The 24,636-nt window shown below is 63.0% G+C and carries 21 protein-coding genes; 2 read left to right on the forward strand and 19 right to left on the reverse strand.

Annotated features, from left to right (window positions below; translation table 11 throughout):
* Positions 1-5: 5 nt before the first annotated feature.
* From J7S20_RS05855 to J7S20_RS05915, 13 genes are all read right to left on the reverse strand, one after another.
* Positions 6-1,163, reverse strand: coding sequence for an efflux RND transporter periplasmic adaptor subunit (locus J7S20_RS05855; RefSeq protein WP_284053275.1), 1,158 nt, complete (start codon positions 1,161-1,163; stop codon positions 6-8).
* On the reverse strand, positions 1,163-3,526 hold the full coding sequence (locus J7S20_RS05860; protein ID WP_284053276.1) for an ABC transporter permease: 2,364 nt from the start codon (positions 3,524-3,526) through the stop codon (positions 1,163-1,165). Before J7S20_RS05860 ends, J7S20_RS05855 begins: the two co-directional genes overlap by 1 nt.
* Positions 3,523-4,269, reverse strand: a complete 747-nt coding sequence (locus tag J7S20_RS05865) for an ABC transporter ATP-binding protein (RefSeq protein ID WP_284053277.1) — start codon at positions 4,267-4,269, stop codon at positions 3,523-3,525. Before J7S20_RS05865 ends, J7S20_RS05860 begins: the two co-directional genes overlap by 4 nt.
* 160 nt (positions 4,270-4,429) lie before the next feature.
* On the reverse strand, positions 4,430-4,591 hold the full coding sequence (gene ccoS / locus J7S20_RS05870) for a cbb3-type cytochrome oxidase assembly protein CcoS (RefSeq protein ID WP_284053278.1): 162 nt from the start codon (positions 4,589-4,591) through the stop codon (positions 4,430-4,432).
* Positions 4,588-6,708 carry a heavy metal translocating P-type ATPase gene (locus tag J7S20_RS05875; protein ID WP_284053279.1) on the reverse strand — a complete coding sequence of 707 codons (2,121 nt, stop codon included), beginning with the start codon at positions 6,706-6,708 and terminating at the stop codon, positions 4,588-4,590. The genes ccoS and J7S20_RS05875 overlap by 4 nt, the downstream gene beginning before the upstream one ends.
* Positions 6,705-7,163, reverse strand: a complete 459-nt coding sequence (locus J7S20_RS05880) for a FixH family protein (RefSeq protein WP_284053280.1) — start codon at positions 7,161-7,163, stop codon at positions 6,705-6,707. The genes J7S20_RS05875 and J7S20_RS05880 overlap by 4 nt, the downstream gene beginning before the upstream one ends.
* Positions 7,160-8,614, reverse strand: coding sequence for a cytochrome c oxidase accessory protein CcoG (gene ccoG / locus J7S20_RS05885; RefSeq protein WP_284053281.1), 1,455 nt, complete (start codon positions 8,612-8,614; stop codon positions 7,160-7,162). Before ccoG ends, J7S20_RS05880 begins: the two co-directional genes overlap by 4 nt.
* Positions 8,601-9,536 (reverse strand): cytochrome-c oxidase, cbb3-type subunit III, encoded by a 936-nt coding sequence (gene ccoP, locus J7S20_RS05890; RefSeq protein WP_284053282.1) that lies wholly within the window; start codon positions 9,534-9,536, stop codon positions 8,601-8,603. Before ccoP ends, ccoG begins: the two co-directional genes overlap by 14 nt.
* The gene (locus J7S20_RS05895; RefSeq protein WP_284053283.1) at positions 9,529-9,696 is read right to left on the reverse strand and encodes a cbb3-type cytochrome c oxidase subunit 3; all 168 of its coding nucleotides are present in this window, start codon (positions 9,694-9,696) and stop codon (positions 9,529-9,531) included. Before J7S20_RS05895 ends, ccoP begins: the two co-directional genes overlap by 8 nt.
* The gene (ccoO, locus tag J7S20_RS05900; protein ID WP_284053284.1) at positions 9,693-10,427 is read right to left on the reverse strand and encodes a cytochrome-c oxidase, cbb3-type subunit II; all 735 of its coding nucleotides are present in this window, start codon (positions 10,425-10,427) and stop codon (positions 9,693-9,695) included. Before ccoO ends, J7S20_RS05895 begins: the two co-directional genes overlap by 4 nt.
* 13 nt (positions 10,428-10,440) lie before the next feature.
* Positions 10,441-12,117, reverse strand: coding sequence for a cytochrome-c oxidase, cbb3-type subunit I (gene ccoN / locus J7S20_RS05905; RefSeq protein ID WP_284053285.1), 1,677 nt, complete (start codon positions 12,115-12,117; stop codon positions 10,441-10,443).
* Between the two features lie 83 nt (positions 12,118-12,200).
* Positions 12,201-12,863 carry an alternative oxidase gene (locus J7S20_RS05910; RefSeq protein WP_284053409.1) on the reverse strand — a complete coding sequence of 221 codons (663 nt, stop codon included), beginning with the start codon at positions 12,861-12,863 and terminating at the stop codon, positions 12,201-12,203.
* A 73-nt stretch (positions 12,864-12,936) separates the two neighbouring features.
* Positions 12,937-13,353: a group III truncated hemoglobin gene (locus J7S20_RS05915; protein ID WP_284053286.1), complete on the reverse strand. Its 417-nt coding sequence runs from the start codon at positions 13,351-13,353 to the stop codon at positions 12,937-12,939.
* 100 nt (positions 13,354-13,453) lie between these two features.
* Here J7S20_RS05915 and J7S20_RS05920 point away from each other — a divergent pair, with 100 nt between their 5' ends.
* Positions 13,454-13,885, forward strand: a complete 432-nt coding sequence (locus J7S20_RS05920) for an RrF2 family transcriptional regulator (RefSeq protein WP_284053287.1) — start codon at positions 13,454-13,456, stop codon at positions 13,883-13,885.
* A gap of 52 nt (positions 13,886-13,937) precedes the next feature.
* On the opposite strand, the gene J7S20_RS05925 is transcribed toward J7S20_RS05920, so the two are convergent.
* The 6 genes from J7S20_RS05925 to J7S20_RS05950 all read right to left on the reverse strand — a co-directional run bounded on the left by J7S20_RS05925 (position 13,938) and on the right by J7S20_RS05950 (position 21,761).
* Positions 13,938-14,615 (reverse strand): hypothetical protein, encoded by a 678-nt coding sequence (locus J7S20_RS05925; protein WP_284053288.1) that lies wholly within the window; start codon positions 14,613-14,615, stop codon positions 13,938-13,940.
* 3 nt (positions 14,616-14,618) lie between these two features.
* Positions 14,619-14,963: a hypothetical protein gene (locus tag J7S20_RS05930; RefSeq protein ID WP_284053289.1), complete on the reverse strand. Its 345-nt coding sequence runs from the start codon at positions 14,961-14,963 to the stop codon at positions 14,619-14,621.
* Between the two features lie 337 nt (positions 14,964-15,300).
* On the reverse strand, positions 15,301-16,791 hold the full coding sequence (locus tag J7S20_RS05935; RefSeq protein ID WP_284053290.1) for a tryptophan halogenase family protein: 1,491 nt from the start codon (positions 16,789-16,791) through the stop codon (positions 15,301-15,303).
* 11 nt (positions 16,792-16,802) lie between these two features.
* The gene (locus tag J7S20_RS05940; RefSeq protein WP_284053291.1) at positions 16,803-17,831 is read right to left on the reverse strand and encodes a cupin-like domain-containing protein; all 1,029 of its coding nucleotides are present in this window, start codon (positions 17,829-17,831) and stop codon (positions 16,803-16,805) included.
* Positions 17,832-17,852: 21 nt separating this feature from the next.
* On the reverse strand, positions 17,853-18,629 hold the full coding sequence (locus tag J7S20_RS05945; protein ID WP_347709218.1) for a SapC family protein: 777 nt from the start codon (positions 18,627-18,629) through the stop codon (positions 17,853-17,855).
* Positions 18,630-18,689: 60 nt separating this feature from the next.
* A complete protein-coding gene (locus tag J7S20_RS05950) occupies positions 18,690-21,761 on the reverse strand; it encodes a TonB-dependent receptor (RefSeq protein ID WP_284053293.1) in 3,072 nt (1,023 codons plus the stop codon).
* Between the two features lie 346 nt (positions 21,762-22,107).
* On the opposite strand from J7S20_RS05950, the gene J7S20_RS05955 reads away from it, so the two are divergent.
* Entirely contained in the window at positions 22,108-24,627 is a 2,520-nt protein-coding gene (locus tag J7S20_RS05955; RefSeq protein WP_284053294.1) for a glycoside hydrolase family 9 protein, read from the forward strand.
* Positions 24,628-24,636: the final 9 nt, after the last annotated feature.

The raw sequence follows: 24,636 nt of genomic DNA on the forward strand, positions 1-24,636 counted from the left end.
CCGACTTACTGACGCGGCCGGACACGGGCGCCGTCCTCGATCCCGTCGCCGGGATTAAGGATCACCTTCGCGCCCTGCGCGACACCATGCAGCACTTCGGCATGTTCGTCGTTCAAATGCCCGATCCGAACGGAGCGCTCGCGTGCGCGGCCGCCCTCGACGACAAAGACATGCCAGCCGCCTTCCCTGCCCCGAAACAGCGCACCGATGGGCAGGCGAAGGGCATGCGGATCGCTCCACAGGATAATGGTCGCATCCACCTGATACCCATGGCCCAGCCGTGCGGCCTCGCCCGCGGCTTTCGGATCGAACCCGATTATGACGTTGACCCTTTGCTCCTCGATTCCGAGTGCGGAAATCTTCAGCCTGCCATAGGGTTCGACGCGGGTTACATGCCCGATCAAGGGATGCGGCCCGCCCCACTGCGTGATCTCCACCCGGTCGCCCGGCGAGACGCGAACGGCTTCCCTTGAGAGCAAATCGATCACGACTTCGATCTTTGCCGGATCGCCGATCATCATCAGCGGAGTGCCTTCAGCAATGATATTCTCGCTGTCGGCCGGGACCAGCAGCACGGAGCCACTCACCGGCGCGGTCACCGGTACCGGGCGGCCAGGCGCGGCTCGGCCCGGATCGTCGAGAGCGCCGGAGATACGGCGAACTTCGGCGCGACTGCGTTCCAACGCTGCCCGGTCGGTCGCCACGCGCGTCCGTGCGGCTTCGTGGTTCGCACGCGACACGAATCCGCGGCCGGCCAGTTCCTCGACCCGTGCGAGGTCGCGGCGCGACTGGGCAAGCGCCGCCGCCGCACTTCGTTCCGCCGCCCAGGCGGAAGCAAGCTGGCCGCGCAGGTCTTCCTGGGTACGCTGATCGAGCGGCGTTGTGGGGCGCCCGTGCATGCGCGTGATGACCTGACCTTTGCGGACATGATCGCCGGCTTCCAGTTCGATCCGCGACGCGAACCCCGTAACCGGGGCGGACACGACATAGAGTTCTTCTTCCCGCGTCACGCCGTCATCGGTTACCCCGACCGCCATCGGCCCCCGGTCGACGACGCCCACATCGATCTCGCGCGCCCTGGGCCACAGGCTGTACCCCAGGACCACAACCAGCAAGCCAAGAATCAATGCGGCCCAGCGCCAGCGTTTGAGTACATTCCACATCAGTCGCGAGCCTTCAGAACGCGGACCATGTCCAGCCGCATCACGCGCCGCGCCACCACCAGCGCGGTGGCGATCCCCGCGATCAGGACCACGATCGCGGCCAAGCCGTAACTGGCGCGCGACGCGGCAAAGGGCAGACGAAAAAGATCGGAGCTGAACATGGCGAGCATCAGCTTCGCCATGCCGTATCCCAGCAGGCAACCGGGCGGCAGCGCGAGCACCACCAGCAGCGCGATCTCGCCCAGCAGGATTATACCCACCTCTCCGCTTTGATAGCCAAGCACCCGCAACGTCGCGAGTTCATGCGCACGTTCCGAAAACAGGATGCGCGCACTGTTGTAAACCACGCCCACGGCAATCGCGGACGCGAAGGCGACGTAAAAGCCTATCATGGTCAGGATGTTCTGTTCGATCATCTGCGAAAAACGGGTGAACGCGGCATCGCGCTCGGTCACCCCGAGCACGACCGGCATGTCCCTCAGCCTCGCCAGAATATCGTCGCGGGCCGCCGGGTCGGTCTTGAGCAGCGCCGCCCCGATCGGCGCCGCGTCGCGCGTTATCCGTCGCAAGGTCGAATTTTCGGCATAGGCGCGCGCACCGACGATCTCGTTCACGATCCGCGCGACCGGCTGCACGGTCCGTGTGCGACGGCCGCCAAGCTGTTCGACCTCTATTCTGTCGCCGGCCTGCACGCCCAGTTCTTTGGCCAGTTGCCTGCTGAGCATCAAACCGGCCGGCGGCATCTCTACCTGTTGTCCGTCCATGTCGATCCGCGCCGACAGAATGGCGTCCGGCTCGACGCTTTCGATCGCGGTGCGCTCGCTGCGGTTGCCGAAGCGCAGTTTCACGGGGATCGTGCGCGTCGCTTCGACGCGCATCACACCGGGAATCTGCCCGAGCGCGTGAATAACGTCCTCATTCTGCGCTTCGGTGAATGTCACCGTGAAGCTCTGTCGCTGCGCACGGCCAAAGAACTGGTCGAGCATGGCATGGCTGGAATCGATGAATTGCACCGTTGCGAACAGCAAGCCCATCGACAGAGAGACACCGATAACGGTTATCGCGGAGCGCAGCGGCCAGCGTGCGACATGCCGGACGATCATCTCGCCGATCGTGGTCAGCCCTGCCCATCGCCCGAGCCGTTCGACCGCACCGGCGCGATAGATCGGCGGTGGCGGGGGAAGCATCGCGACAGCCGGGCTCAGCCGTCCCGCCGACCGCGCGCCGCCGATTGCGCCCAGCGCGGCCGCACCGACCGACAACAGGCTGGCGCCGACAAACACGCCTGGCGAAAGGCGGTAGTCGAGAAACGGAAAATGATAATATTCGGCGTAAAGCGCGGTCATCGACCGGCCCATCCAGATACCGGCCACTGATCCGATCGCGATGGCCAGCACAGCGATTGCGAGCGCGAATTTCAGATAGTGCCAGCCAATGTCGCGATTGGAATAGCCGAACGCCTTGATGAGGCCGATCTGGCCGCGTTCGGTTCGGATCATCCTCCCCAGAACGATATAGACGAGGAAGGTCGCCACCAGCAGGAAGATCGGCGGGATGACCCGCGTCATCGCGCTGAGCTGTTGCAGCTCGCTGTCGAGAAAAGCGTGCGACAGATGGTCCTTGCGGCCATAGGCGCCAGTGCCGCCATAGGGTTCGAGTATCGTGTCGACCTTGCGGATTACCTCCGCCTCCGAAGCGCCGTGTTCCAGGGTGAGCGAAAGCGTGTTGATCGCTTCACGCCGGTCGGTTGCAGCTTCCAGCCCCTTGCGTCCCATCCACAGGATGCCGAAGCGCCGCTCGTCAGGGATGATGTCGCCGGGTGGCAGCGCATAGATGTAGTTTGGGGCGAGACCGGTCCCGACGATGCGCAGTATCTGCTGGCGGCCATAGATCTGCGCGGCAATCGTGTCGCCCGGATGCAGGGCGTTCGCCTTTGCAAATGCCTCGTCCACGACGACATCTTCCGGATGATCGGGACGGGGAAGCCGCCCTTCGGAAAGGGTCAGCGCGTTGAGATGGTCGCGTCCCATTTCGTCCACCGAACTCACCAGGGCGCGGATCGGCTCGGTGCGCAGGGGCAGTTCCAGCCGGGCATATTGTACGATGCCGCCTTGCGCGCGCCGAACGCCCGGCACTTCCGCCACGCGCGCCACGATACTGCGCGGCGCGCGGGTCATTCCGGCAAAAACATCGGCGAAATGATTGCGGGCGTAATAGGCATCGCGCGTCGCGACGAGCGATTGGTGAACGCCGACCGAAAGGACATAGGTGGCGGTTGCCGCCGAGAGTACCAGCGCGATTGCCACGACCTGGCCGCGCATTCGCCAAAGGTCGCGGAAGAGCTTCAGATCGAGTGCCCTCACCAGTGAATGTCCTGTGCCTGAACCGGATTGTCGTTCGTCTCCAGCCGCGCAATGGCTCCGTCGCGAAAATGGATCACCGACCGGGCCATCGCGGCGATGCCGACATTGTGGGTGATGACGATCACCGTGGCGCCCAGCTCGTCATGGGCTCGCGCGAGCGCTTCCAGCACACGAACACCGGTGATGCTGTCCAGTGCTCCGGTCGGCTCGTCGCACAGCAGCACGCCGGGGCGCTTGGCGATTGCGCGCGCGACTGCGACGCGCTGCTGCTCCCCACCCGATAGCTGTGCGGGATAGTGGTCGCGCCGCTCGGCAAGCCCCACCAGCGCCAGCGCTTCTTCGGGCGGCATCGGGTCGGCGGCGATATCGGTCACCAGCCGGACATTTTCCTGCGCGGTCAGGCTGGGGATAAGGTTGTAGAACTGGAAGACGAAACCGACATTGTCGCGCCGATACCGCGTCAGCGCCCGATCGCCCAGCGCGGTAAGTTCGGTGTCGTGGTAGAAAAGGCGACCGGAGCTCGGCCGGTCGAGCCCGCCGATGATATTGAGCAGCGTGGACTTTCCGCTGCCGGAGGGGCCGAGAAGAACGATCATCTCGCCGGCCGGAATGGCAAGATCGACCCCGCGTAGTGCCTCCACACGCGTTTCGCCGGTCTGATATACTTTACCGAGCGCTTCTGCGCGGAAAACCGTACCTTCGGGCGTTGCTGGTGCGGATTGCACGACGGCAGGACTCAGCATCGTCATCTCCCGATCCGTTTCAGGGCTCGGATAGCACGCCCCCCTTCAGCCGCGGCTTCGCAGTGCACCAGGATTTACACCTTGGCTTCAACGCGATGGACAGACACTTCGCAATGTTACGGACGGATGCGGTCGATACGAAACGGCGCAATTTGCGCCATCAGTCCTCGCGTTTCGTCCCCGGATCCTCATCGTTCAGGATTCTCATCGCTGCGCCGTCCAGGTCTTCGAACTGTCCATCCCGGGTAGCCCAGAAGAAGGCGCCCAGACCGCCCAATCCCAGCAACAGCGCAACCGGAATCAGGATTACAAGGCCGTTCATCGCGCTATCCTATTGAGGCGCAGGGCGTTGCCAACGACTAGCAGCGACGATCCCGACATGGCCAATGCCGCGATAAGCGGTGTGACGAAGCCCGCGACGGCAAGCGGCACGGCAAGCAGATTGTACCCGACGGCGAGCGCGAAATTTTGCTGTACGATACGCCGCGTCCGCCGCGCCGCGGCGATGGCGGTGGGAACGCTGGTCAACCGCTCTCCAAAGAAGATCAGATCGGCGGTAAGTTTGCCGACATCGGTCGCCGATGCCGGCGCCATGGAGGCGGTCGCGGCACCCAGCGCGGGGCCGTCGTTAAGGCCGTCACCGACCATCAGGACGCGCCTGCCCTCACCTTCGAGCGTTTCGATGACGGCAAGTTTATCGGTGGGCTGCATCCGTCCCCGCGCCGAGATACCCAGTGCATCGCCAAGGCGTTCGACGGCGACGGTTTCATCTCCCGATACGATGCTTGCGTCGATACCCATCGAACGCAGACGGGCGACCGCGGCTGCACTGTCGGCATGGGCGGTTTCGACCATGTCGATGGCGACTGGCGACCGACCATCTGTCGCCAGCACGGTGCCGCCGGGCACGCCCGCCGCCCATCGCGCCTTGCCGAAACGCGCCTCAACGCCGTCGAAACTACCCGCGACGCCGCACCCCGTTTCTTCGCGGATGCACACTCCCTCCGCCGCGATCACGCCTTCGCGCGACAGCGTTTCGGCGACACGACGCGACAGGGGGTGGCGGCTGGCACGAGCAAGCGCGAGCAATATCGCGCGGGCCTGCGCGTCGAGCGTGGCGAGGACCGGTGCTTCGCGGGCGGTGACGGTCCCCGTCTTGTCGAGAAGGACGGTATCTATGGTCGCCAGCCGTTCGAGCGCCGCACCGTCCTTGACCAGTATCCCGGCGCGCATCAACGCGCCCGATACGACCACTTGCGCGATCGGGACCGCAATGCCGATCGCGCAGGGACAGGTGATGATGAGGACCGATACGGCGACGAGCACCGACTGGTGCAGCCCGGCACCGGAAATGAACCAGCCGGCGAAGGTCAGCGCGGCAAGACTATGAACGACGGGCGCGTAGAGCCGCGCGGCGCGGTCGGCGATGCGGACATAGCGCGATCTCGACTGGCCGGCATTTTCCATCAGTCTTGCAATGTCGGCAACGACCGTCGCAGCACCGCTGGCCGTCGTGCGGATCGTGATCGGCTGGTCGAGGTTGATCGTCCCCGCGAGGACCGGGTCGCCCTCACCGATCGCGACCGGATCGCTCTCACCGGTGACGAGCGAACGGTCGACGCTGCTCGCGCCCTCGATCACCTCGCCATCGACGCCGATGCGTTCGCCGGCGGCGACCAGCACACGCATCCCCGGCGCGATCTCGTCGGCGGCGCGGCGTTCGGCGGTTCCGTCCTTGCCGAGCACCAGCGCATCGGCGGGAACGCGGCGGATCAGCGCGGTTACGCCGTCCTCTGCCCGCGAGCGCATGACGCTGTCCAGAAAACGCCCGACAAGCAAGAAGAAGAGCAGCATCACCGCGCCGTCGAAATAGGCGTGCTCGCCGCCGGTCGCGGTTTCGTAGAGGCTCACCCCCGCCGTCAGCACCAGGCCGATGCTGATCGGCACGTCCATATTGGTCCGGCCGCGCCGAAGCGCCCGCCACGCGCTGGCGAAGAAGGGGCGCCCCGAATAGGCGATCGCCGGCAGCGCGATCAGGGCCGACAGCCAGTGAAACATCGCACGCGTCGCCGTATCGGCGCCCGACCAGATCGCCACCGACAGCAGCATCACGTTCATCGCCGCGAAACCGGCCACGGCAAGCGCCAGCACCAGCGAACGACTTTCGCGTTTCACCGCCCCGGATACCGCCTCGACATAGGGATGCGCATCGAAGCCGAGCGCGGCGATGGCATCGGTCAACGCATCGTCGTCGAGCGCCGGTTCATGTTCGACGCGCACGCGCCTGGTGGTGAAATTAACGCGCGCCATCGCGACGCCTGGCACCGCGCCCAGCCCGTGTTCGAGCTTCGCGATGCACCCGGCGCAGCGCAGCCCCTCGACCGCGAAGAGCGACGTCGAAAGCGCCTCTCCCTCGGCCGGAGGGGCAACGGCGTTCACAGCCGGATTTCGTCGTCGAAGCGCGCGTCATGCCCCTGCGCGCGGATGTCGATCTTCAGCAGCCAGCGCCCGGCAGGAAGCGATTGCCGCGCGACATAGCGGCCGCTGCCGTCGTCGCTCAGCACCAGTTCGCGCGCTGGCACACGACCGAGCGGATGGCTCGCCTCGATCCGCACCGTCGCGCCCTCGATGATGCCCTCCGGCCCGGTCAGCAGCACCGCGGGGCGCCCGTTCGCGACCTGCGGCGTCGCGTGCCAGCCGAGCTTGTCCTGCGCGCGCGCCTTGGCGAGCCAACCGTTGAAGCGCTGGCTGGCGACATAGCTGTTTTCGACCACGACACCGCCGAAGCTGTGGATCGCCTCGCGCGCCATGAAGAAGTTGACCGCCATCACGACGCCGAAGAACAGCACCATCACCCCGGTCATGTGCCAGCCGGTAAATTGCCGCTTGGTCATTTCTCTGGCCTTTCGAAGAAGCTGTCGTCGCTCGCCGTCTCGCCCTGCCCGTCGAGCGCATGGGCGGTGAAGACGACGTCGTCGCGGTCGGTATCGGCGGCCGGCGCAGCGACGAAGAGTTGCGTTTCGGCAACCTTGTCGGCCGGGACGGTGATGGTGACGCTGCGCCCTGCCGCCTCGCGCGAGCCGTTCTCGTTCCACATCACGCCCGGCACGCCGTCGATGGCGATCCGCACCTGGCGCGGGCGCGCCTCCATATTGCGGACCTTGACCATATAGGTGTTGCGGATGCTGCCGTCCGACAGGCGCACCCATAGCGGGTTGCGGTTCTGGACGACGCTGATGCCGAGATGCTGCCGGGCGCCGACCGCGAACAGCATGCCGAGCCCGATGCCCGCCCAGACGAGGAAATAGATGATGGTGCGCGGACGAAAGAGCCGCTTGAGCGGCGACAGCGTCGGCTGCCCGGCGACGGCGCGTTCGGCGTCGGCCTCGGTCGTGTAGCCGATCAGCCGCGGCTCGCGGCCGATCCGTTCCATGATCTGGTCGCACGCATCGATGCACAGGCCGCAGGTGATGCAGCCGATCTGCGACCCTTCGCGGATGTCGATGCCGGTCGGGCATACCGCTACGCAGGCGTTGCAATCGATGCAGTCGCCGACCTTTACCGCCGGGTCCTCGTGCGCGCGCTTCGTGCCATGGGTGCGCGGTTCGCCCCGCCAGAATTTGTAGGTCACGGCGAGCGAGTTTTCGTCCATCATCGCCGACTGGATACGTGGCCAGGGGCACATATAGATGCACACCTGCTCGCGCATCAGCCCGCCGAGCGTGAAGGTGGTGAAGGTCAGCACGCCGATCGTGCCATAGGCGATGAATGGCGCAGTGCCGTTGAACAACTGATGCGCGAGCGTGGGCGCATCGGCGAAGTAGAAAATCCACGCGCCGCCCGTTGCCATTGCTATCGCGAGCCACAGGGCGAACTTCGTTCCGCGCTTGGCAAGCTTTTCCACATTCCAGGCCGATCGATCGAGTTTGATCTGCGCGTTGCGATCGCCCTCGATCAGCCGTTCGACATGGACGAACAGGTCGGTCCACACCGTCTGCGGACAGGCATAGCCGCACCATGCGCGCCCCACCGCCGAGGTGACGAGGAACAACCCGATCGCCGCCATGATGAGAAGGCCGGCGACGTAGTAGAATTCGTGCGGCCAGATCTCGATCGAGAACATGTAGAAACGCCGGTGCGCCAGATCGAGCAGAACCGCCTGATCGGGGGCATAGGGCCCACGATCCCAGCGCAGCCACGGCGTGACGTAATAGATCGTCAGCGTCGCCGCCATGACCGCCCATTTCAGGCGGCGAAAGGTGCCGTCGATCTTCTTGGGAAATACCTTGCGCCGCGCCTCGAAGAAGCGCTGGCGCGGTCCGGTCAGGTCGTCAGGGCTGGCCATCGGCCTTCTCTGCGGAGACGTTCGTTTCCGCCAGTTGCTGCTGCGCGGGGCTCGCCTCGCCGCCGCCCAGCGAGTGGACATAGGCCGCGAGCATCTTGATCGTCACGGGGTCGAGGCGCCCATGCCAGGCCGGCATGATGCCGTAGCGGGCATTCGTCACCGTCTGGGTGATCGTGCCGCGATCTCCACCGTACAGCCAGATCGCGTCGGTCAGGTTCGGCGCGCCGACCTTGCGGTCGCCCTTGCCGTCCGGGCCGTGGCACACTGCGCAATTGTTGGCGAAGAGGGTCGCGCCGCGCCTGGCCGAAACGCTCGCGGGCTCCTGGTGCGAAATATAGCGGACATAGGAGACGACATCCTGAATCTCGTCTGGCGTCAGCAGCTGGTCGCGGCCGAATGCGGGCATCTGCGACATGCGCGTCTGGTCGTCGCCCGGCTGGCGGATGCCATGTTGCAGCGTCTGCTGGATCGTGGCGAGATCGCCGCCCCACAGCCAGTCGTCGTCGTTGAGGTTGGGATAGCCCTTGCCGCCCGCGGCCCCCGACCCGTGGCACTGCACACAATGGACCTTGAACGCCGAACGGCCGCCGATTTCGGCTGCGTGCAGCAGCTTCGGATTGGCGGGAAGGTTTTCGATGGGCGTCGTGGCGAGCGCGTTGATGATGGGCGCGCGCTTCTTGTCGGCCGCCGCCATTTCCTGGCGCAACTGCTTGTGGCTCGTCCAGCCGAGCACGCCCGCTGTGGCGCGGTTGAGCATCGGCCAGGCCGGATACATGATCGAATACCCGATCGCGAACACGATCGTGGCGTAGAAGATGATCAGCCACCAGCGCGGCATCGGTGTGTCGAGTTCCTCGATGCCGTCCCATTCGTGACCGACGGTCTGGGTGCCGGTTGCCTTGTCGACGCGCTTGTCAGCCATCGATCTTATCCTCTTGTTCGAAGATGCTGTGGGCCGCGCGGTCGTTGCGTTCACGCCGGCCCGGAAGAAACGCCCAGCCGGTGAGCACCACAAAGGCGATTGTCATCAGGACGAGCGCCCAGCTGTCGGCGAAATGACGCAATGTGTCATACGCGCTCATTCAGGCTGCTCCTGCGCTGCGGCGGACTGGAAATCGACATGGGTGCCAAGGCTCTGGAGATACGCGATCAGCGCATCCATTTCGGTCAGCCGGCCGGGATCGCCGTCAAAGTCCCGCGATTGCGCGTCGGGATAGCGTTTGACGAGATCTTCGGTGTCGCCGTCGCCATATCCCTGGGTAATGATGTCGGCGGCGGCTTTTGCGATGTCTTCATCGCTATAGGGTACGCCCTCCGCACGCAGCACCTTCAGATGATCGGCGATATTGGGCACGTCGAGCGCCCGGTCGGCGAGAAAGGCATAGGGCGGCATGATCGATTCGGGCACCATCGAACGCGGGTCCTTCAGGTGCTGCGCGTGCCATTCGTCCGAATAGCGCCCGCCCACCCGGGCCAGATCCGGCCCGGTGCGTTCCGACCCCCATTGGAACGGGTGATCGTACATGCTTTCCGCCGCTAGGCTGTAATGGCCATAGCGTTCGACCTCGTCGCGGAACGGGCGGATCATCTGGCTGTGGCAACCGTAACAGCCCTCGCGGATATAGATGTTGCGGCCGGCAAGCTCGAGCGGCGTATAGGGCCGCACGCCCTCGACATGCTTCACCGTGGTGTCGATCCAGAACAGCGGCGCGATCTCCACGATGCCGCCGATCGCGACGGTGATGAAGGCGAGCACGGCGAGCAGCGTGACGTTGCGTTCGATGAACTTGTGGCGGTTTGCCCAGGTGGACATGGTTCGAGCTTCCTTATTCGGCTGCCAGCATCGCGGGGTTCGCCGCGCGCTGCTGGCCCTGGGGCAGCGGATGGTCCTTGGCCGGATCGTATGCGGCGTCGCTTAGCGGCGCTTCGGCGCGCAGCCGGCCGCGGATCGTCATCCACACATTCCAGACCATGAAGATCGCGCCGGTGAAGTAGAGCAACCCGCCGACCGTGCGGATCAGGTAATAGGGGTGCAGCGCCGCCACGACTTCGGCGAAGGAATAGACGAGATAGCCGTCGTCCCCATATTCGCGCCACATCAGCCCCTGGGTGATGCCCGCCACCCACATCGAAGAGGCATAGAGCACGATGCCCAGCGTCGCACACCAGAAGTGCCAGTTGACCATGCGCAGCGAATAGAGCCGCTCGCGTCCCCACAGGCGCGGCGCCATGTAATAGATCGCGCCGAAGGTGATCATGCCGTTCCAGCCGAGCGCGCCCGAATGGACATGGCCGATCGTCCAGTTGGTGTAGTGCGACAGCGAGTTGACCGACTTGATCGACATCATCGGGCCTTCGAAGGTGCTCATCCCGTAAAAGGCGAGCGCGAAGACCATCATGCGGATGATCGGGTCGGTGCGGATCTTGTCCCAGGCGCCGTTGAGCGTCATCAGGCCGTTGATCATGCCGCCCCAGCTCGGCATCCACAGCATCACCGAGAACACCATGCCGAGCGTCTGCGCCCAGTCGGGCAGCGCGGTATAGTGAAGGTGGTGCGGACCCGCCCAGATATAGAGGAAGATCAGCGACCAGAAGTGCACGATCGACAGGCGATAGCTGTAAATCGGGCGCTCGGCCTGTTTGGGCACGAAATAATACATCATGCCGAGGAAGCCCGCGGTCAGGAAGAAACCGACCGCGTTATGGCCGTACCACCACTGGGTCAGCGCATCCTGCACGCCGGCAAAGGCGGCATAGGATTTCGACCCCACCAGCGAGACCGGCAGCGAGATGTTGTTGACCAGGTGGAGCATCGCCACCGTGATGATGAAACCGAGATAGAACCAGTTGGCGACGTAGATATGCGGTTCGGCGCGCTTGACGATCGTGCCGACGAATACCGCCAGATAGGCGACCCACACGATGGTCAGCCAGATATCGACATACCATTCGGGCTCGGCATATTCGCGGCCCTCGGTCACGCCCATCACATAGCCGGTCGCGGCGAGGATGATGAAAAGCTGATACCCCCAGAAAACGAACCGGGCGAGGCCCGGCGCCAATAGCCGCGCGCGGCAGGTGCGCTGCACGACGTAGAAGCTCGTCGCGATCAGCGCGTTGCCGCCGAACGCGAAGATCACCGCCGAGGTATGCAGCGGCCGCAGCCGCCCGAAGGTGGTGAACTCCGAATGGAGGTTGAGCAGCGGAAAGGTCAGCTGCGAGGCAATGACGATGCCGACGAGAAAGCCGACAATGCCCCAGAAAACGGTGGCGATCAGGCCCCAACGGATCACGTCGTCATAATAGTGCGACTGAAGCGCGGCCTCGCTAGGTCCTTCAGGCTTGCCGAGCTGGTTCATCGTGTACGCGGCGGCGGCGAGCGCGGCCAGCGCAGAGATCACCATGTGCACCGAAAAGGCATGATCGACGGCGGTAGCCGCAGCGAAGATGCAGATGAATGCAAGCAGCGCCCATGCCCCGCTGCGGGTTACGATATCGTCCATTTTGCCCCCGGTTAGCCCCGTGGCGCGCCTTTAGCCGAGGCTCGGCCGCGGGCGCGCTACGTGTTGTTCCGTAATTCGCCCTCTCAGCGCGTGCTGAGCGTCGTTGCGTGCGGCGGATACGGCACCGGCGCCCTGTCGATCGCGGCGTCGCCGGCCAGCGTGTCGGCAAACCCGTGATTGACGTCGCGGTGATGAGCCTCATCCTGGCGAACGACTTCGACCACATCGCGCAGCGTCGCGTCGTCGGGAAGCTGCCAGTAATGGCGCGCAATCTCGGGCGCGGGCACATTGGCCGAACGGCCTTCGTCGATTTCCTTCAGGTACAGCGTGTAGCTGAGTACCGCTTCTTCCTCGAAATATCCGACGACGCGGTGCGCGGTCTTCGCCGAAACCAGATAGAGCAGGAAAAAGCCGACGTAGAAGATCCACTGAACCGCCAGGATCACCAACCGTTCGAACAGCGTCGGCTTTGCGACCTCGATGAAGGTCATCAGATGCATTCGCTCGTTTTCGGCCTCTTCCATCAGCGTGCGGATCCAGCCATCATCTCCGCACATGCGGCGCAGGCACTTCAGGTGGTTGATCGTCGCACCCACCATCCCCGGCACGGCGGCAACGGTTTCAAGCACGATGGCCCGATGCCCGTATCGCTTCGCGAAGAACGTGTCGGCACACAGACGCAGCGCCTTGGTGAAGCCATAGGCAAAGCGATCCGAAAAGCCCTGCGGCCGGTGGTGCGTCGGCACATGCGCCTGCCTTTCGGCAGCGCGAGCGGCAGGATCGATGCGAAGCAGCTCGTTGGTCACGGTAAAACTCCTTTCAGCGACCGGAAGATGCCTGATCGGGCGCGTCGGATGCGTCGACAGGCAGACGGAACCAGAGCGCTAGCTGCAGGCTTTGCGCGATACGGCCGGCCTTTTCCTGCAAAGCGACCGCGCGCGGACCGGGGACGAGTTCGTCGGTCACGGCGCTCCACAGCGCCAGCCAGCGATCAAACATTTCGGGTGAGAGACTATCCTTCAACCGCACATGGGCGGCCATCGGATTGCCCTTGTAGCGGCCGCTGGTGAGCATCACCGAGGACCAGAATGCGATCAGCTTTTCGAGGTGCGGGCCCCAATCGGAAATCGTTTCGTTGAACAAAGGGCCGATCAGCGGGTCACGTCGCACGCGATCGTAAAAGGCCGGGATAATCTGTTCGAGGTCGCACTCTTCGACGGATTTCGACGCGGTCATGATATCGGCTCACCAAAAGATGTATTATTGATACATCTATAACGCGCGAGCATAACATGCAAAGGAAATGCATCATTTCTGGGTAAGGAGATTCCCGGACATGCGCCTGACGCGCTATTCAGACTATGCGATGCGGGTTTTGCTTCATCTCGGGGCAGAGCCTTCGCGGCTCTCGTCAATCACCGAAATCGCCGACGCCTACCAGATTTCGCGCAACCATCTGACAAAGGTCGTCCACGGCCTTGCCAAGGCGGGCTTCGTCGACAGCATCCGCGGGCGCGCCGGTGGAATCCGGCTCGCGCGACCAGCCGACCAGATCAACCTAGGCACCGTGCTGCGCCTGACCGAAGAGGGTTTCGATCTCGTCGATTGCGCCAACTGCGTGATCGCCCCCGCTTGCGGCCTGACCGCGGTCGTGAACGAGGCGCTGTCGGCGTTTCTCGCCGTCTTCGACAGCTATTCGCTGGCCGACATACTGGGCCGTCGCGACCAGTTGCTGAAAATATTCGAGTCGCAACGCACAGCTCTATAGCGTGAACGGGCCACCAGCAGAAATCCCGATCAACGAAGTCGCAGCCGCTTGGTCAATTCGCGTCGTATAATTTGGCGAGCGCCGCCTGACAGGCGAGATCGTCCGCCATCTTATCGCAGATCTCGGTCGCCGGCGCCCGGTAGGTCGCTTTCGCCGACGACATTTCCGCGGGCGGCGTCCATCCCGGTGAAGGCGGCGGAGGCGGCGGGGCCGGCCCCAACGGGATATCGTGCTCCACCGAGTATTTCAGGAAGGCATAGACAAGCTTGCTTCGTTCCTGCCGGGATTCGACCAACTCGCCTTTTGCGAAGGCATCGTGTTCGCGCTGATAATATTGCGCCAGTTCCTGAACGACCGACGCAGGATAGCGATCGTCGCCGGACAGCATATCGACGAACTGCTGCTTCCTATCGAGAATCTGCGCAAGCAGCACATCCTTCGCCTTCTCCGACGTGATACACGCGGTATATCTGTCATAGATGGCCGGGGCATCGGCCGGCGCGACCTGGCTGAATATCGCCGCTCTCAGTGCCTTCCGAGATCCGGCGGACAGCCCGCCATGCCCCAGGTCGAAGCGCAGTTGGACGGCAAGGTTCTTTTGAATCTCGATGCCACCTCCGCATCGCGCGATCTGCTGCCGCGTTTCTTGCGTTACGTCGGGATCGTCGTGCGGGCCGAAACAGGCGGTCGCGCTCAACAGCGCAGCGATGCAGATTGGAAGACGCAGCATGCGTCAGCTACCCGTCCGAATGTCCTTCAGACACCCGAGATAGCTATCGTAGATATGGGTTCTGTCGCCAGGCAGAATGTTGGGATCGTTGGTGATCAGCCCCTTTATCTCCTGCTTCACCTCGCCCGACAAGCTGCCCGAACGCAGGTCCTGAGCGATCCGTGCCTCGATCTTGGCGCCGGACACGCTGCTGATGCCGCCGCCGCACTCGGCGATCCGGTTATAGGTTTCCTGATCAATTTTCGCTGCATTAGTGCCCGAGCTTCGCACCTCATCGCCGTGGTCGGGTTTGCACGCGGTCAGGCTGCAAAACGCGCTCGCAGCAATCAGGATCGCATTCCTATTCATATCGACTGTCCCCCTTGGCATTCGTCCTTTCGAAGGCCTTGCTAACGAGGATGACAGTTTCCGGCGCCTGTCAATCGCCGGATCGGGGGACGCTTATGGCAACGATATCTGCGAACGGTGCCCGCGTTCAGCAATTGACTGTCCTCGAGTGCCCGTCCGCTCCCGTCATGACGATCTGGGCGGTGAGCATCCCCGGCGAGAGTTTGATCGCCAGGCTATTGGCTATGACGCTTAGGCGTTCGTTCGCCAGATTGAGTGAACCCGTCGTCTTGTCTTTAAAGTCTATCCGGGGTCCAATGCCCGCGACGCTCAATTCGGCGCACATCGAAGTCCAGTATCACGCGATGCGATCGCCGCAATACCCTCTCAGGAATTCCTCGTGCGCCGGCATCGCGTCTACCGCGGCGGCGATATCGGCCCGCAGGCCGTCGAGCACGTCGCGCAATCGTTCGCGAGGCATGATCTGGCCCATATGATGATAGCCCTGCGGGTCGAGGCGCTGGCCGAGCATCACCTGCAACCATGAATCGACGCGGAACAGTTCGTCCGAAGCCTGATACGCCTGTGCGCCTTCGCGGAACAGTTCGATCCGCGACGCCAGCGTGTCGGGAATATCCATCGTTCGGCAATGTTCCCAGAACGATGAATCGGTGCGCTCGGTAAGGTGATAGTGGAGAATGATGAAGTCGCGCACGGCCTCAAGCTCGCGCCTTGCCAGATCATTGAACCGGTCGCGCAAGGCAGGGGTCACGCCCGCGAACGGGAACAACTGCAGCAACCGCGTGACGCCGATCATGATCAGGTGGATGCTGGTCGATTCGAGCGGCTCGACGAAGCCGGACGAAAGGCCAAGCGCGACACAATTCGCGTTCCACGCCTTTCGCCGTTGCCCGGTGCGATATGCGATCAAGCGCGGATCACTTGTCGGTTCGGCGTCGATGGCGCCGAGCAGCAAGTCGTGCGCGGCGGAATCCTCCATATGCGCGCTGCTATAAACCAGCCCGTTGCCGATGCGCTCCTGAAGCGGAATGCGCCAGCGCCAGCCCCCTGCATGTGCAATCGCGCGGGTATAGGGCAACGCCGGACCGGTCGGTTGCGTCTGAACGGCAAGCGCACGGTCGGTCGGCAACCAGTGCGACCAGTCGTCGAAGCCGGTTTGAAGTGCGTCCTCTATCAGCAGCGACCGGAAACCGGTGCAGTCGATGAACAAATCGCCCGCGACGCGTTCGCCCGATTCGAGGGCCAGCGCGGTAATGAGTCCGCTCTCCGAATCGCGCTCAACACGCCGAATGCGCCCCTCGATACGGCGCACACCTGAACTTTCGCCGATGGTGCGGAGAAACCGGCCATATGCGGTAGCGTCGAGGTGATAGGCATAGTTCAGCGTTGCGCCGTCACCAGTCGCGAAACGGCCGCGCTCGGCCGCCTGCAATTCGAAGCAATAATCGCCTAGCGGCCCGGCTATCCCTTCTTCGCGACCGTGCAGCCAGAAGTGCTGGAACCCGCCCATCCATGTCGAACGTCCGACCTCGCCGAACGAGTGGATATATCGGTCGCCCTCGCGCGCCCAGTTTTCGAACGCGATGCCGAGTTTGAAGGTGGCTTGCGTCGCGCGCATGAATTCGCGCTCGTCGATGCCGAGAAACTGGTGGAAGGTGCGAATTGTGGGGATCGTCGCCTCGCCGACGCCGACCGTGCCGATCGCGTCGGATTCAACGAGTACAACCTCGACCAGCGCACCCAGTTGCCGCGCGATTGCCGCCGCCGCACACCAGCCCGCCGTGCCTCCGCCGGCGACGACGACTTTGCGGACCTGTTGTTCGGTCATCCCCCTCCCCTTCAGCGATTGAGCCGATTGAGCAACTGCGCGCGCAACCTGCGGGCGTTCATCGCATCGAGTGGCGCCAGCGGCCCGCGCGCGGCTTCGGGAAGATGCGCGCCAGCCTGCCCGGCATCTCCGAACACGTAATAGTTGAACAGCGCATGCCAGCCTCGCTTCTCCTCTTCGGGCCGGTCACGCAGGGAAAGGAGGCCGTGGAGCAGCGTATTCATCGGCGTATCCATGAATGGCGGGGAAGCGTTCCACCAATAGTTGATGAGGATGTTGAAACCGTCCAATGCTTCGACCTGGTGCCACCACAGCGCCGGAAAGAAGATGGCGTCGCCCGGCTCGAGCTCCGCTACCTCGCCGGCGGCAACGGCTTCTGCAAATCGCGGATAGCGATCGAGGTCGGGCGCATCGAAATCGACCATGCTGATAACCTGTCCGCCCGGCGTCGGCTCCAGCGGTCCGGGGTAGAGATTTTCCACCTGATCCGGCGGAAACAGCGTAAATCGGCGGCGTCCCGCAACGCAGCATGCGATGTTGTTCGACATGTCGAAATGCGCGGCCGCAGTCGTTTGCCCGCCGATCCAGATGCTGACCAGCGGGGGCACCGCTTCGAATACAGGATGATCGAGCGACAGATCGTTTTCCGACCGCAAGCCGGGAAGGTACAGATCGCAATCGGTTGATCCGATATAGCGGGCGGGCGTCTGATCGCCCTCATCGCTCCCTACGATCCGCTCGAGAAACTCGCCGAGCGGCACGCGTTCGCTCGTGAAGTTCATCCTGGTCGCGCTGTCGTCGTAGAAAAAGCGCGGCCCTGCGCCCGGCTCGCCAGTATAGGCAGTCACGGGGCGTCCTTCGTAGAAGCGCGCGAGATATTCCGTCGCGGCGCGTGGTCCCGCAATCCCGGCGCGGGTGAGCGGCCAGTCGCCAGCGACCCCTTTCAGCACCGTCGGACGGTTCTCGGCGATCAGGGACTCGAAGGGGATGGCGCAGGGGTCGACATCATCGAGCACCCTTACCGCACGCGTGACCTTCAAGTTTCCGTGTCCGCCCATGACTTACCCGGCGGCGCCGATTCGGTTCTTGCGTTCGATCAGGCGTTGAACGTTGCCCAGCGACGACATCGCCCAAACGGCGGGCCGTAGAAAATCCTCCGCATTGAGCCGAGCAAGCGCATCGCCGTCCAAGGTCGCGAACCGATCCTGCCCGATGGTGAAAAAGCTCGTCAGGTCGATCTGCTGCTCGTCATTCAGCCGGATTTCCACCGACACCGGCTCGACAAGGTCATGGGCGGCAAAGGCGTCAAACATCGGCTTGTTACGCTGAAGCCCGACGTAAAGCCGACGCAGCGCATCCGACATACCCTCCAGCAGCGGGGTGTTACCGCCATGTTCGAGGAAAATCGGTTCGCCCTCATCGCGACTGACCCGCGGGTGATCGAGGTCGATCTGGATCATCGGCTCGGCCGCCTCGTCGTCCTCGCCGCGCTGCAATCCGATCGAAAAAGGTCCTCGTTGCTGGATCGCGGGGATATAGCGCGCATCCCAACGCTCACCATCGAGAAACAGATTTTCCTCCGGCGCGAGCCCGAGCAGCGCCACGGCCTGGAATTCGTCCTGCTCATCCTTGCGGAAAAAGATGGGATATTCGCGCGCCACGGCCTCGAACTCGGTCGGAAAAATCAACGCTTGCGAAATCGCGTCGCCAAATTCCGCGCCATGGCCCGTCCGAATGCGCAGATCGTGGTGGTCGACATTGTTCAAAAGCGCCAGGTTGGCCATGTCTCGATCAAGCCTTTCATTGTGCCGGCGACACGATAACAGGTTGCGGCGCATAGTGGAAAAGGCCGCTGCAAGCAGCGGCCTTCCCCCTTTTATCACCTCCGATGCATGGCATCAGAAGCGATAGCTGAGCCCCAGATAATAGCGGGCATCAAGCTCTTGCGCGAACCACATGTCGTTTACGTCACGACCATATGTCCGCAGATCTTCGTTGGTCATGTTCACGCCTTGGACCGATACCGTCATGCTCGGCGTGATGTCGTAGCTGACGCTCATGTCGAGCGTACCGAACGGCGCCACGAACACCGGGTTACGGTCGTTCCCGCCGCGGTTGGTCTGGGTAAGGTATTTGTCGCGCCAGTTGTAGCTGAGACGGGCGGAAATACCGTATTTTTCATAGATCAGCGTCCCGCTCGCGGTATCGGACAGGCCGAGCAGGGCGAACTGGTTCACCGATGGCGGCGCGCCGACATCGATCCCGACATCTCCGCGCACGATGGTATAGGCGCCGGCAACACCGAAGCCCGTATTGCCGATGAACCATTGCCCGGCGATTTCAAATCCATGGAGATGCGCCTCGCGATTGTTGATCGGACGCGAGACGGCGAACTGGAACAGCGGGTCGTTGGCATTCGGAGAAATGTCGTACGCACCCAGCGTACTGTCGACAAATCCCTGATCGAGCGCTCCATTGGAGTAGTGCGCCTGGAACTGCTGAAGTGCCGTATTGAGGTTTCCGGTATTCTGATAGAGCGCCGCCAATGTGAACAGGTTCACATCGGTCGTATCGACATTGATGTCGCGCAGCGCCTGGAACGCGTCGCCCGACAGAGTTCCGGGCTGAGCGGAACTCGGATCACGCAGGCCGAACAGCGGCTCCGTTGTCTGCCCGGTGCCGACGAAGTTGCGCACGCGTTTGTCGAAAAAGCCAACCGAAAGATAGCTGGATGGCTTGAAATACCATTCGAGCGACGCGTCGAAATTGTTCGACAGCAACGGTTGCAGGTTGGCGTTGCCGGTTGATCCTGAAGCCACGCCGCCATTTGCCGTCGGCCGTGGCGGCGTGCCAACCGTGGTGGCGACGAACAGGTTACCGTAATCGGGCCGGGCGAGCGTTTCGCCCCAGGACACGCGACCGACCAGTTTGTCGGTCAGGTTGATCTTGAAATCCATCGCCGGCAACAGCGCGGTGTAACCGCCCTTTTGCGTCACCGGCTGCGTGTCGTTGCTAAGCTGGACGGTGAAGTCATTGTCGCTCAGCCAGACGATCGCCTGCGGAACCGCCAGCAGCGACGTGGATGTCACACGGGTATCCGCATAACGTGCGCCGATGACGAGGTTGGCATCGTGATCGGCAATAGCGCCGTTCCATTCCAACTGGCCGTAGAAGGCAAAAGTGTCTTCCTTGACCTCGTTGTTTTCCTGGTTGGTCGTGTTCACCGGATTGCCCATCTGCGCATAGACCGGCGACAAGGCATTATAGAGCTTGGTCGCGTCGGCGCGGAAGGACGTCAGGAGCGGCTGCGCCGTCCCTGGCGTGAAGTGCTTGAACTTGCACACTTCGCAAAAGGTCGTGATGAGGTCGCCGGCATATTGCTGCACATCGCCGACGTTGAGTATGCCCCAGTCGCCGAGTGTCTGCTGGGTCTGCGTCCGGGCCTGGTTCATGCGCGTCGTGCGGTATTCGGCGCCAGCGGAGAATTTGGTGTCACCGCCGAGATCCCAGCCGAAATCGCCTCGGATTTCCTTGATCCGCTGCTCCTGGCTGGACGTAACGGTCCGCGCGACCTGGCTGCCGAGATCGCCGAGATCGATGGCACCGTTGCCATTGCCCTTGATCGCATCGTTGACGGTGATGTCCTGCACCGGGAAGCCGCTGCTGTAATCGACCGACTGCGCGGCCACGACTGGCGCGCCGATGCTGACGAGCGTCGAGCTGTTGCCGTTGGGATTGTCGGGATCGCTCGTCGACTTGCCGATATGACCGTCGAGCGCGAAGGTCATGTTCTCGGCAAAGTCCCATTTGACGTTCAGACCAACGTCCCAGAGCTTGTTCTTCTGCGCACGATATTGCTGTTCGAAGCCTTCATCCTTCACGCCGTTGATATTTTCGTGAAGGAAGACCGTCGTTGCCACGGGATCGGCAGCGTCGAAGCGCACCTGATCGAACGGGCGATTGAACCAGTTGGTCTGGTCGCCGCGCTGCTCGGTCTGACGATTCTGCGCATATAGTCCATCCGCCGTGATGGTCAGCGAATCGATCGGGCGAAACTGCATGACCAACTGCCCGTTCAGGCGCTCGCGCGTGCCTTCCGAAAAATCGTACCGGCTATCGTTCGGCACGGCGACGAGCGTATTGGGGTCGCTCGGCGCATTTTCGATCTGCGTCGTGCCGTCCGACTTCACGAAGCCGTTGGCCGGGTCGATGAATTGCGAATAGGTTCGGATGTTCCACGCGTTCGACGTCGCCGATGCGGTAGCGTAATTGCGCTTCTGATACGCGCCGAACAATGCCACGCCGAAGCGGTTCTCCGGATCGGTGTAATTCACGAAACCCGAAAGCTCGGGCGTGATTTTCGATCGGTCGCTGACCCGCCGGTCCATGCTGGTGTCATAGAGCGCCTTGGCCGCAACGCTACCGCTCAGGCCCGACTTGGTCGCATCGAGCGGATGGCGCGTGATGATGTTGATCGTCGCGCCGATCCCGCCGGATGGGACCGCAGCGCGCGCGGTCTTGTATACTTCCAGCGTCTGCACGCCCTCGGAAGCGAGATTGGCGAAATTGAACGACCGCCCCGTGCCGCTTGAATAATCGGCGTTCTGATCGCCGCCGACCGTGGCGACATTCGCGGTCGGCAATTGTCGACCGTTCAGCGTGACCAGGTTGAAGCTCGGTCCGAAACCACGAACGGTGACTTCCGAACCCTCTCCATTGGTACGGTCGATCGATACGCCGGTAATGCGCTGGAGCGATTCCGCCAGATTGTTGTCGGGGAACTTGCCGATGTCCTCGGCCGAGATCGCATCGACGACGCCGTTCGAATTGCGCTTGATGTCGATCGCCTTGTCGAGGCTGGCGCGGATGCCGGTGACGACGATTTCGTTGTCGGTCGCATCCTGGCCCGGCGTCGCGGCCGCTGCGGGCGTTGCCTGGGCTCCGCTGTCGGCATCGGTGGTCTGCGCCATTGCCCCGGGCACAAGCGCACACAAGGCGAGCGACGACGCACCCGTCAACAACGCCGCCCGAGCCGGTGCAGCAGACATAATTCTGGCGTAAAGATTGCCCATCAGTTCTCCCCTCTTGTCCTGCCGGCCCGCATGGGTCGGCGATTTGCGCCGACTTTTGTCGATCGCGATTGATAGCGCTATCGTAACAGGAATTTTTGTCAACCGGCAAGCGACGGGCAGTTACTTACTTGCGGGTCGATTATTTCGTTATTTGCTTATTTGTCCGATCCTTTCATATCTTGACATGTCGCTCTGGTAGCGAAACCATAACCGCAAATAACTATTTCGTCCGGGAGGGGGCATCATGTGGAAAGGCCTGGCCTTTTTGGCCACAGCGGCAGTCGTTGCGGCACCGGCGGCGGCTCAGGAAAGTCCCGCCCGCCTCAACGATTCGGGATATTACGAAGCGCCGGCGATCAACTATCTGGTGTTCAGCAACTGGTACGACGGTCTGTTCGCCGACTCCAAGATCAGCGGTGTCGAAATCATCCAGCAGGACGAACGCATCGCCACCAACGGCGATGTTCGCCTTTCGGCGACGCCCGGACAATGGGATGCAATCGGCAGGCTCGTCGATCGCACGGTCGATCCGAAGACGGGGGTGATCGAGGCAACGCTGGAATATCCCGACTATGGTTTTCGCTACATCATCCGTGCAAGGCCAAAGGGCGACGCCCTGATCGTCAGCGTCGACCTGCCCGGGGCGCTGCCACAGGCGCTGGTCGGAAAGGCGGGTTTCAACCTCGAATTCCTGCCATCGGCTTATTTCCACAAAAGCTATCTGGTCGATGGTAAGGCGGGCGGCTTCCCGCTTTATCCCGCAAGCGCGATGAAGCGCACGCCGACGCGCAACCCTGCGAGCGGCCGCAGCGCCGGCCCCGGCGCCGAGCCGCTCCCCATGGCGCGCGGCAATGATATCGTGCTCGCGCCGTCGGACACGTCACGCCGGGTCGCCGTCCATTCGGACACACCGATCGCGCTGTATGACGGACGTAATCAGGCGCAAAATGGATGGTTCGTACTGCGCTCGCTGCTCCCCGCCGGGAAGACGGGACAGGTTCTGCAATGGACGGTGAAGGCGACCAGCGTACCCGGCTGGCTGCGCGCACCCTCGATCGGCCATTCGCAACTCGGCTATGCTCCGGCGCAGAAGAAGGTTGCGACGATCGAGCTAGATCGCAACGACCCGCGCCGCCCGCAGGTGCAGCTCCTCCGCGTCGACGCCTCGGGAAACGAAACACCCGTCAAAACGGGCAAGGCAAGCGATTGGGGGGATTATCTTCGCTATCACTATATGCGCTTCGATTTCAGCGACGTGCGCGAACTGGGCCTTTATGTCCTTGCCTATGGCGACACGCGCACCGCCCCGTTTCGCATCGGCGACGATCTGTACGGCGACGCATGGCATCCCACGCTCGACGTCTATTTTCCGGTGGCGATGGATCATATGGAGGTCAACGAGGCATATCGCGTGTGGCACGGTCCCGCGCACATGGACGATGCGCGCCAGGCGCCGGTCAACCATGAGCATCTCGATCTCTACGCGCAGGGCCCGACAACCGACACGCGCTTCAAACCCGGCGAGCATATTCCGGGGCTGAATATCGGCGGCTGGTTCGACGCGGGCGATTTCGATATCCGCACCCAGACGCAATATGCCGTCGTGCGTTCGATGGTGCGCAGCTGGGAACGCTTCCACCCCGGCCGCGATACGACCAGCGTTGATGAAGCGACCCGCCGTGTCGAGATGCACGTCCCCGACGGCAAGCCAGACCTGTTGCAGCAGATCCGCCACGGGACATTGCAACTCGTCGCGCAGTTCGATGCGGTGGGCCATGCCATCAACGGCATCATCTCACCCGATGTCGGCGAATATACGCATCTGGGCGATGCCGGCAGCAAGACCGACCGAAAGATCTACGATCCGTCGCTGAAACTATATGAGGTGAAGGACGACCGCAGCGGCACGCCCGACGATCGCTGGGCCTTCACCAGCAAGTCGTCGGCGCTCAACTATGGCTCGATCGCCGGCCTTGCCGCGGCCAGCCGCGCATTGAAATCGTTCGACCCGGCGCTGTCGCAAAAGGCGCTGGCGATCGCCGAACGGGTCTGGGCCGACGAACAGAGCCATTCGCCCGACCTGTGGCGCCACGGTAATACAACCGGCGGCCCGCTCGATGCCGAACACTTCGCTGCGGCAGTCGAACTCCTCAAAACTACCGGCGGCAAGCAATATGCAGCCGCGGTCGACAAACTCTGGCCCGAGATTGCCAGGAGTTTCGCGCGCAACGCAGTCACCGCTGCCGAAGCGATCCCGTATATGCCCGCATCCTATCGCCAGGCGATGGAACCGGCGGTGCGCGAGTGGCTGACCAAGACCGACCAAACGATCGCTGGAAATCCTTACGGCGTGCCGATCACCGAAGGCGGATGGGCCGGAAACGGCACAGTCATGGCCTATGGCCTGACGACCGACGCGCTGCACCGCGCCTTCCCTGACATCGTGACGCCCGACGCGGTATTCCGCAGCCTCAGCTATCTGCTCGGCAACCATCCGGGTTCCGACATTTCCTTCGTGTCGGGCGTGGGGTCGCAGTCGAAGGAGGTCGCCTATGGCAACAACCGCGCCGATTTCAGTTTCATCGCCGGCGGCGTGGTGCCGGGCGCGCTGATCATCAAGCCCGATTTTCCCGAAAATCACGAGGACTGGCCGTTCTTCTGGGGCGAAAACGAATATGTCGTGCCCGAAGGGTCGGACTTCATCGAACTGACGAACGCTGCACACGCGCTGTTGCAGCAAGATCGCGAGGGAGAGAAGCAATGATCGCCCGGC

The sequence above is a fragment of the Stakelama marina genome (genome assembly GCF_018122655.1).
Lineage (GTDB): Bacteria > Pseudomonadota > Alphaproteobacteria > Sphingomonadales > Sphingomonadaceae > Sphingomonas > Sphingomonas marina.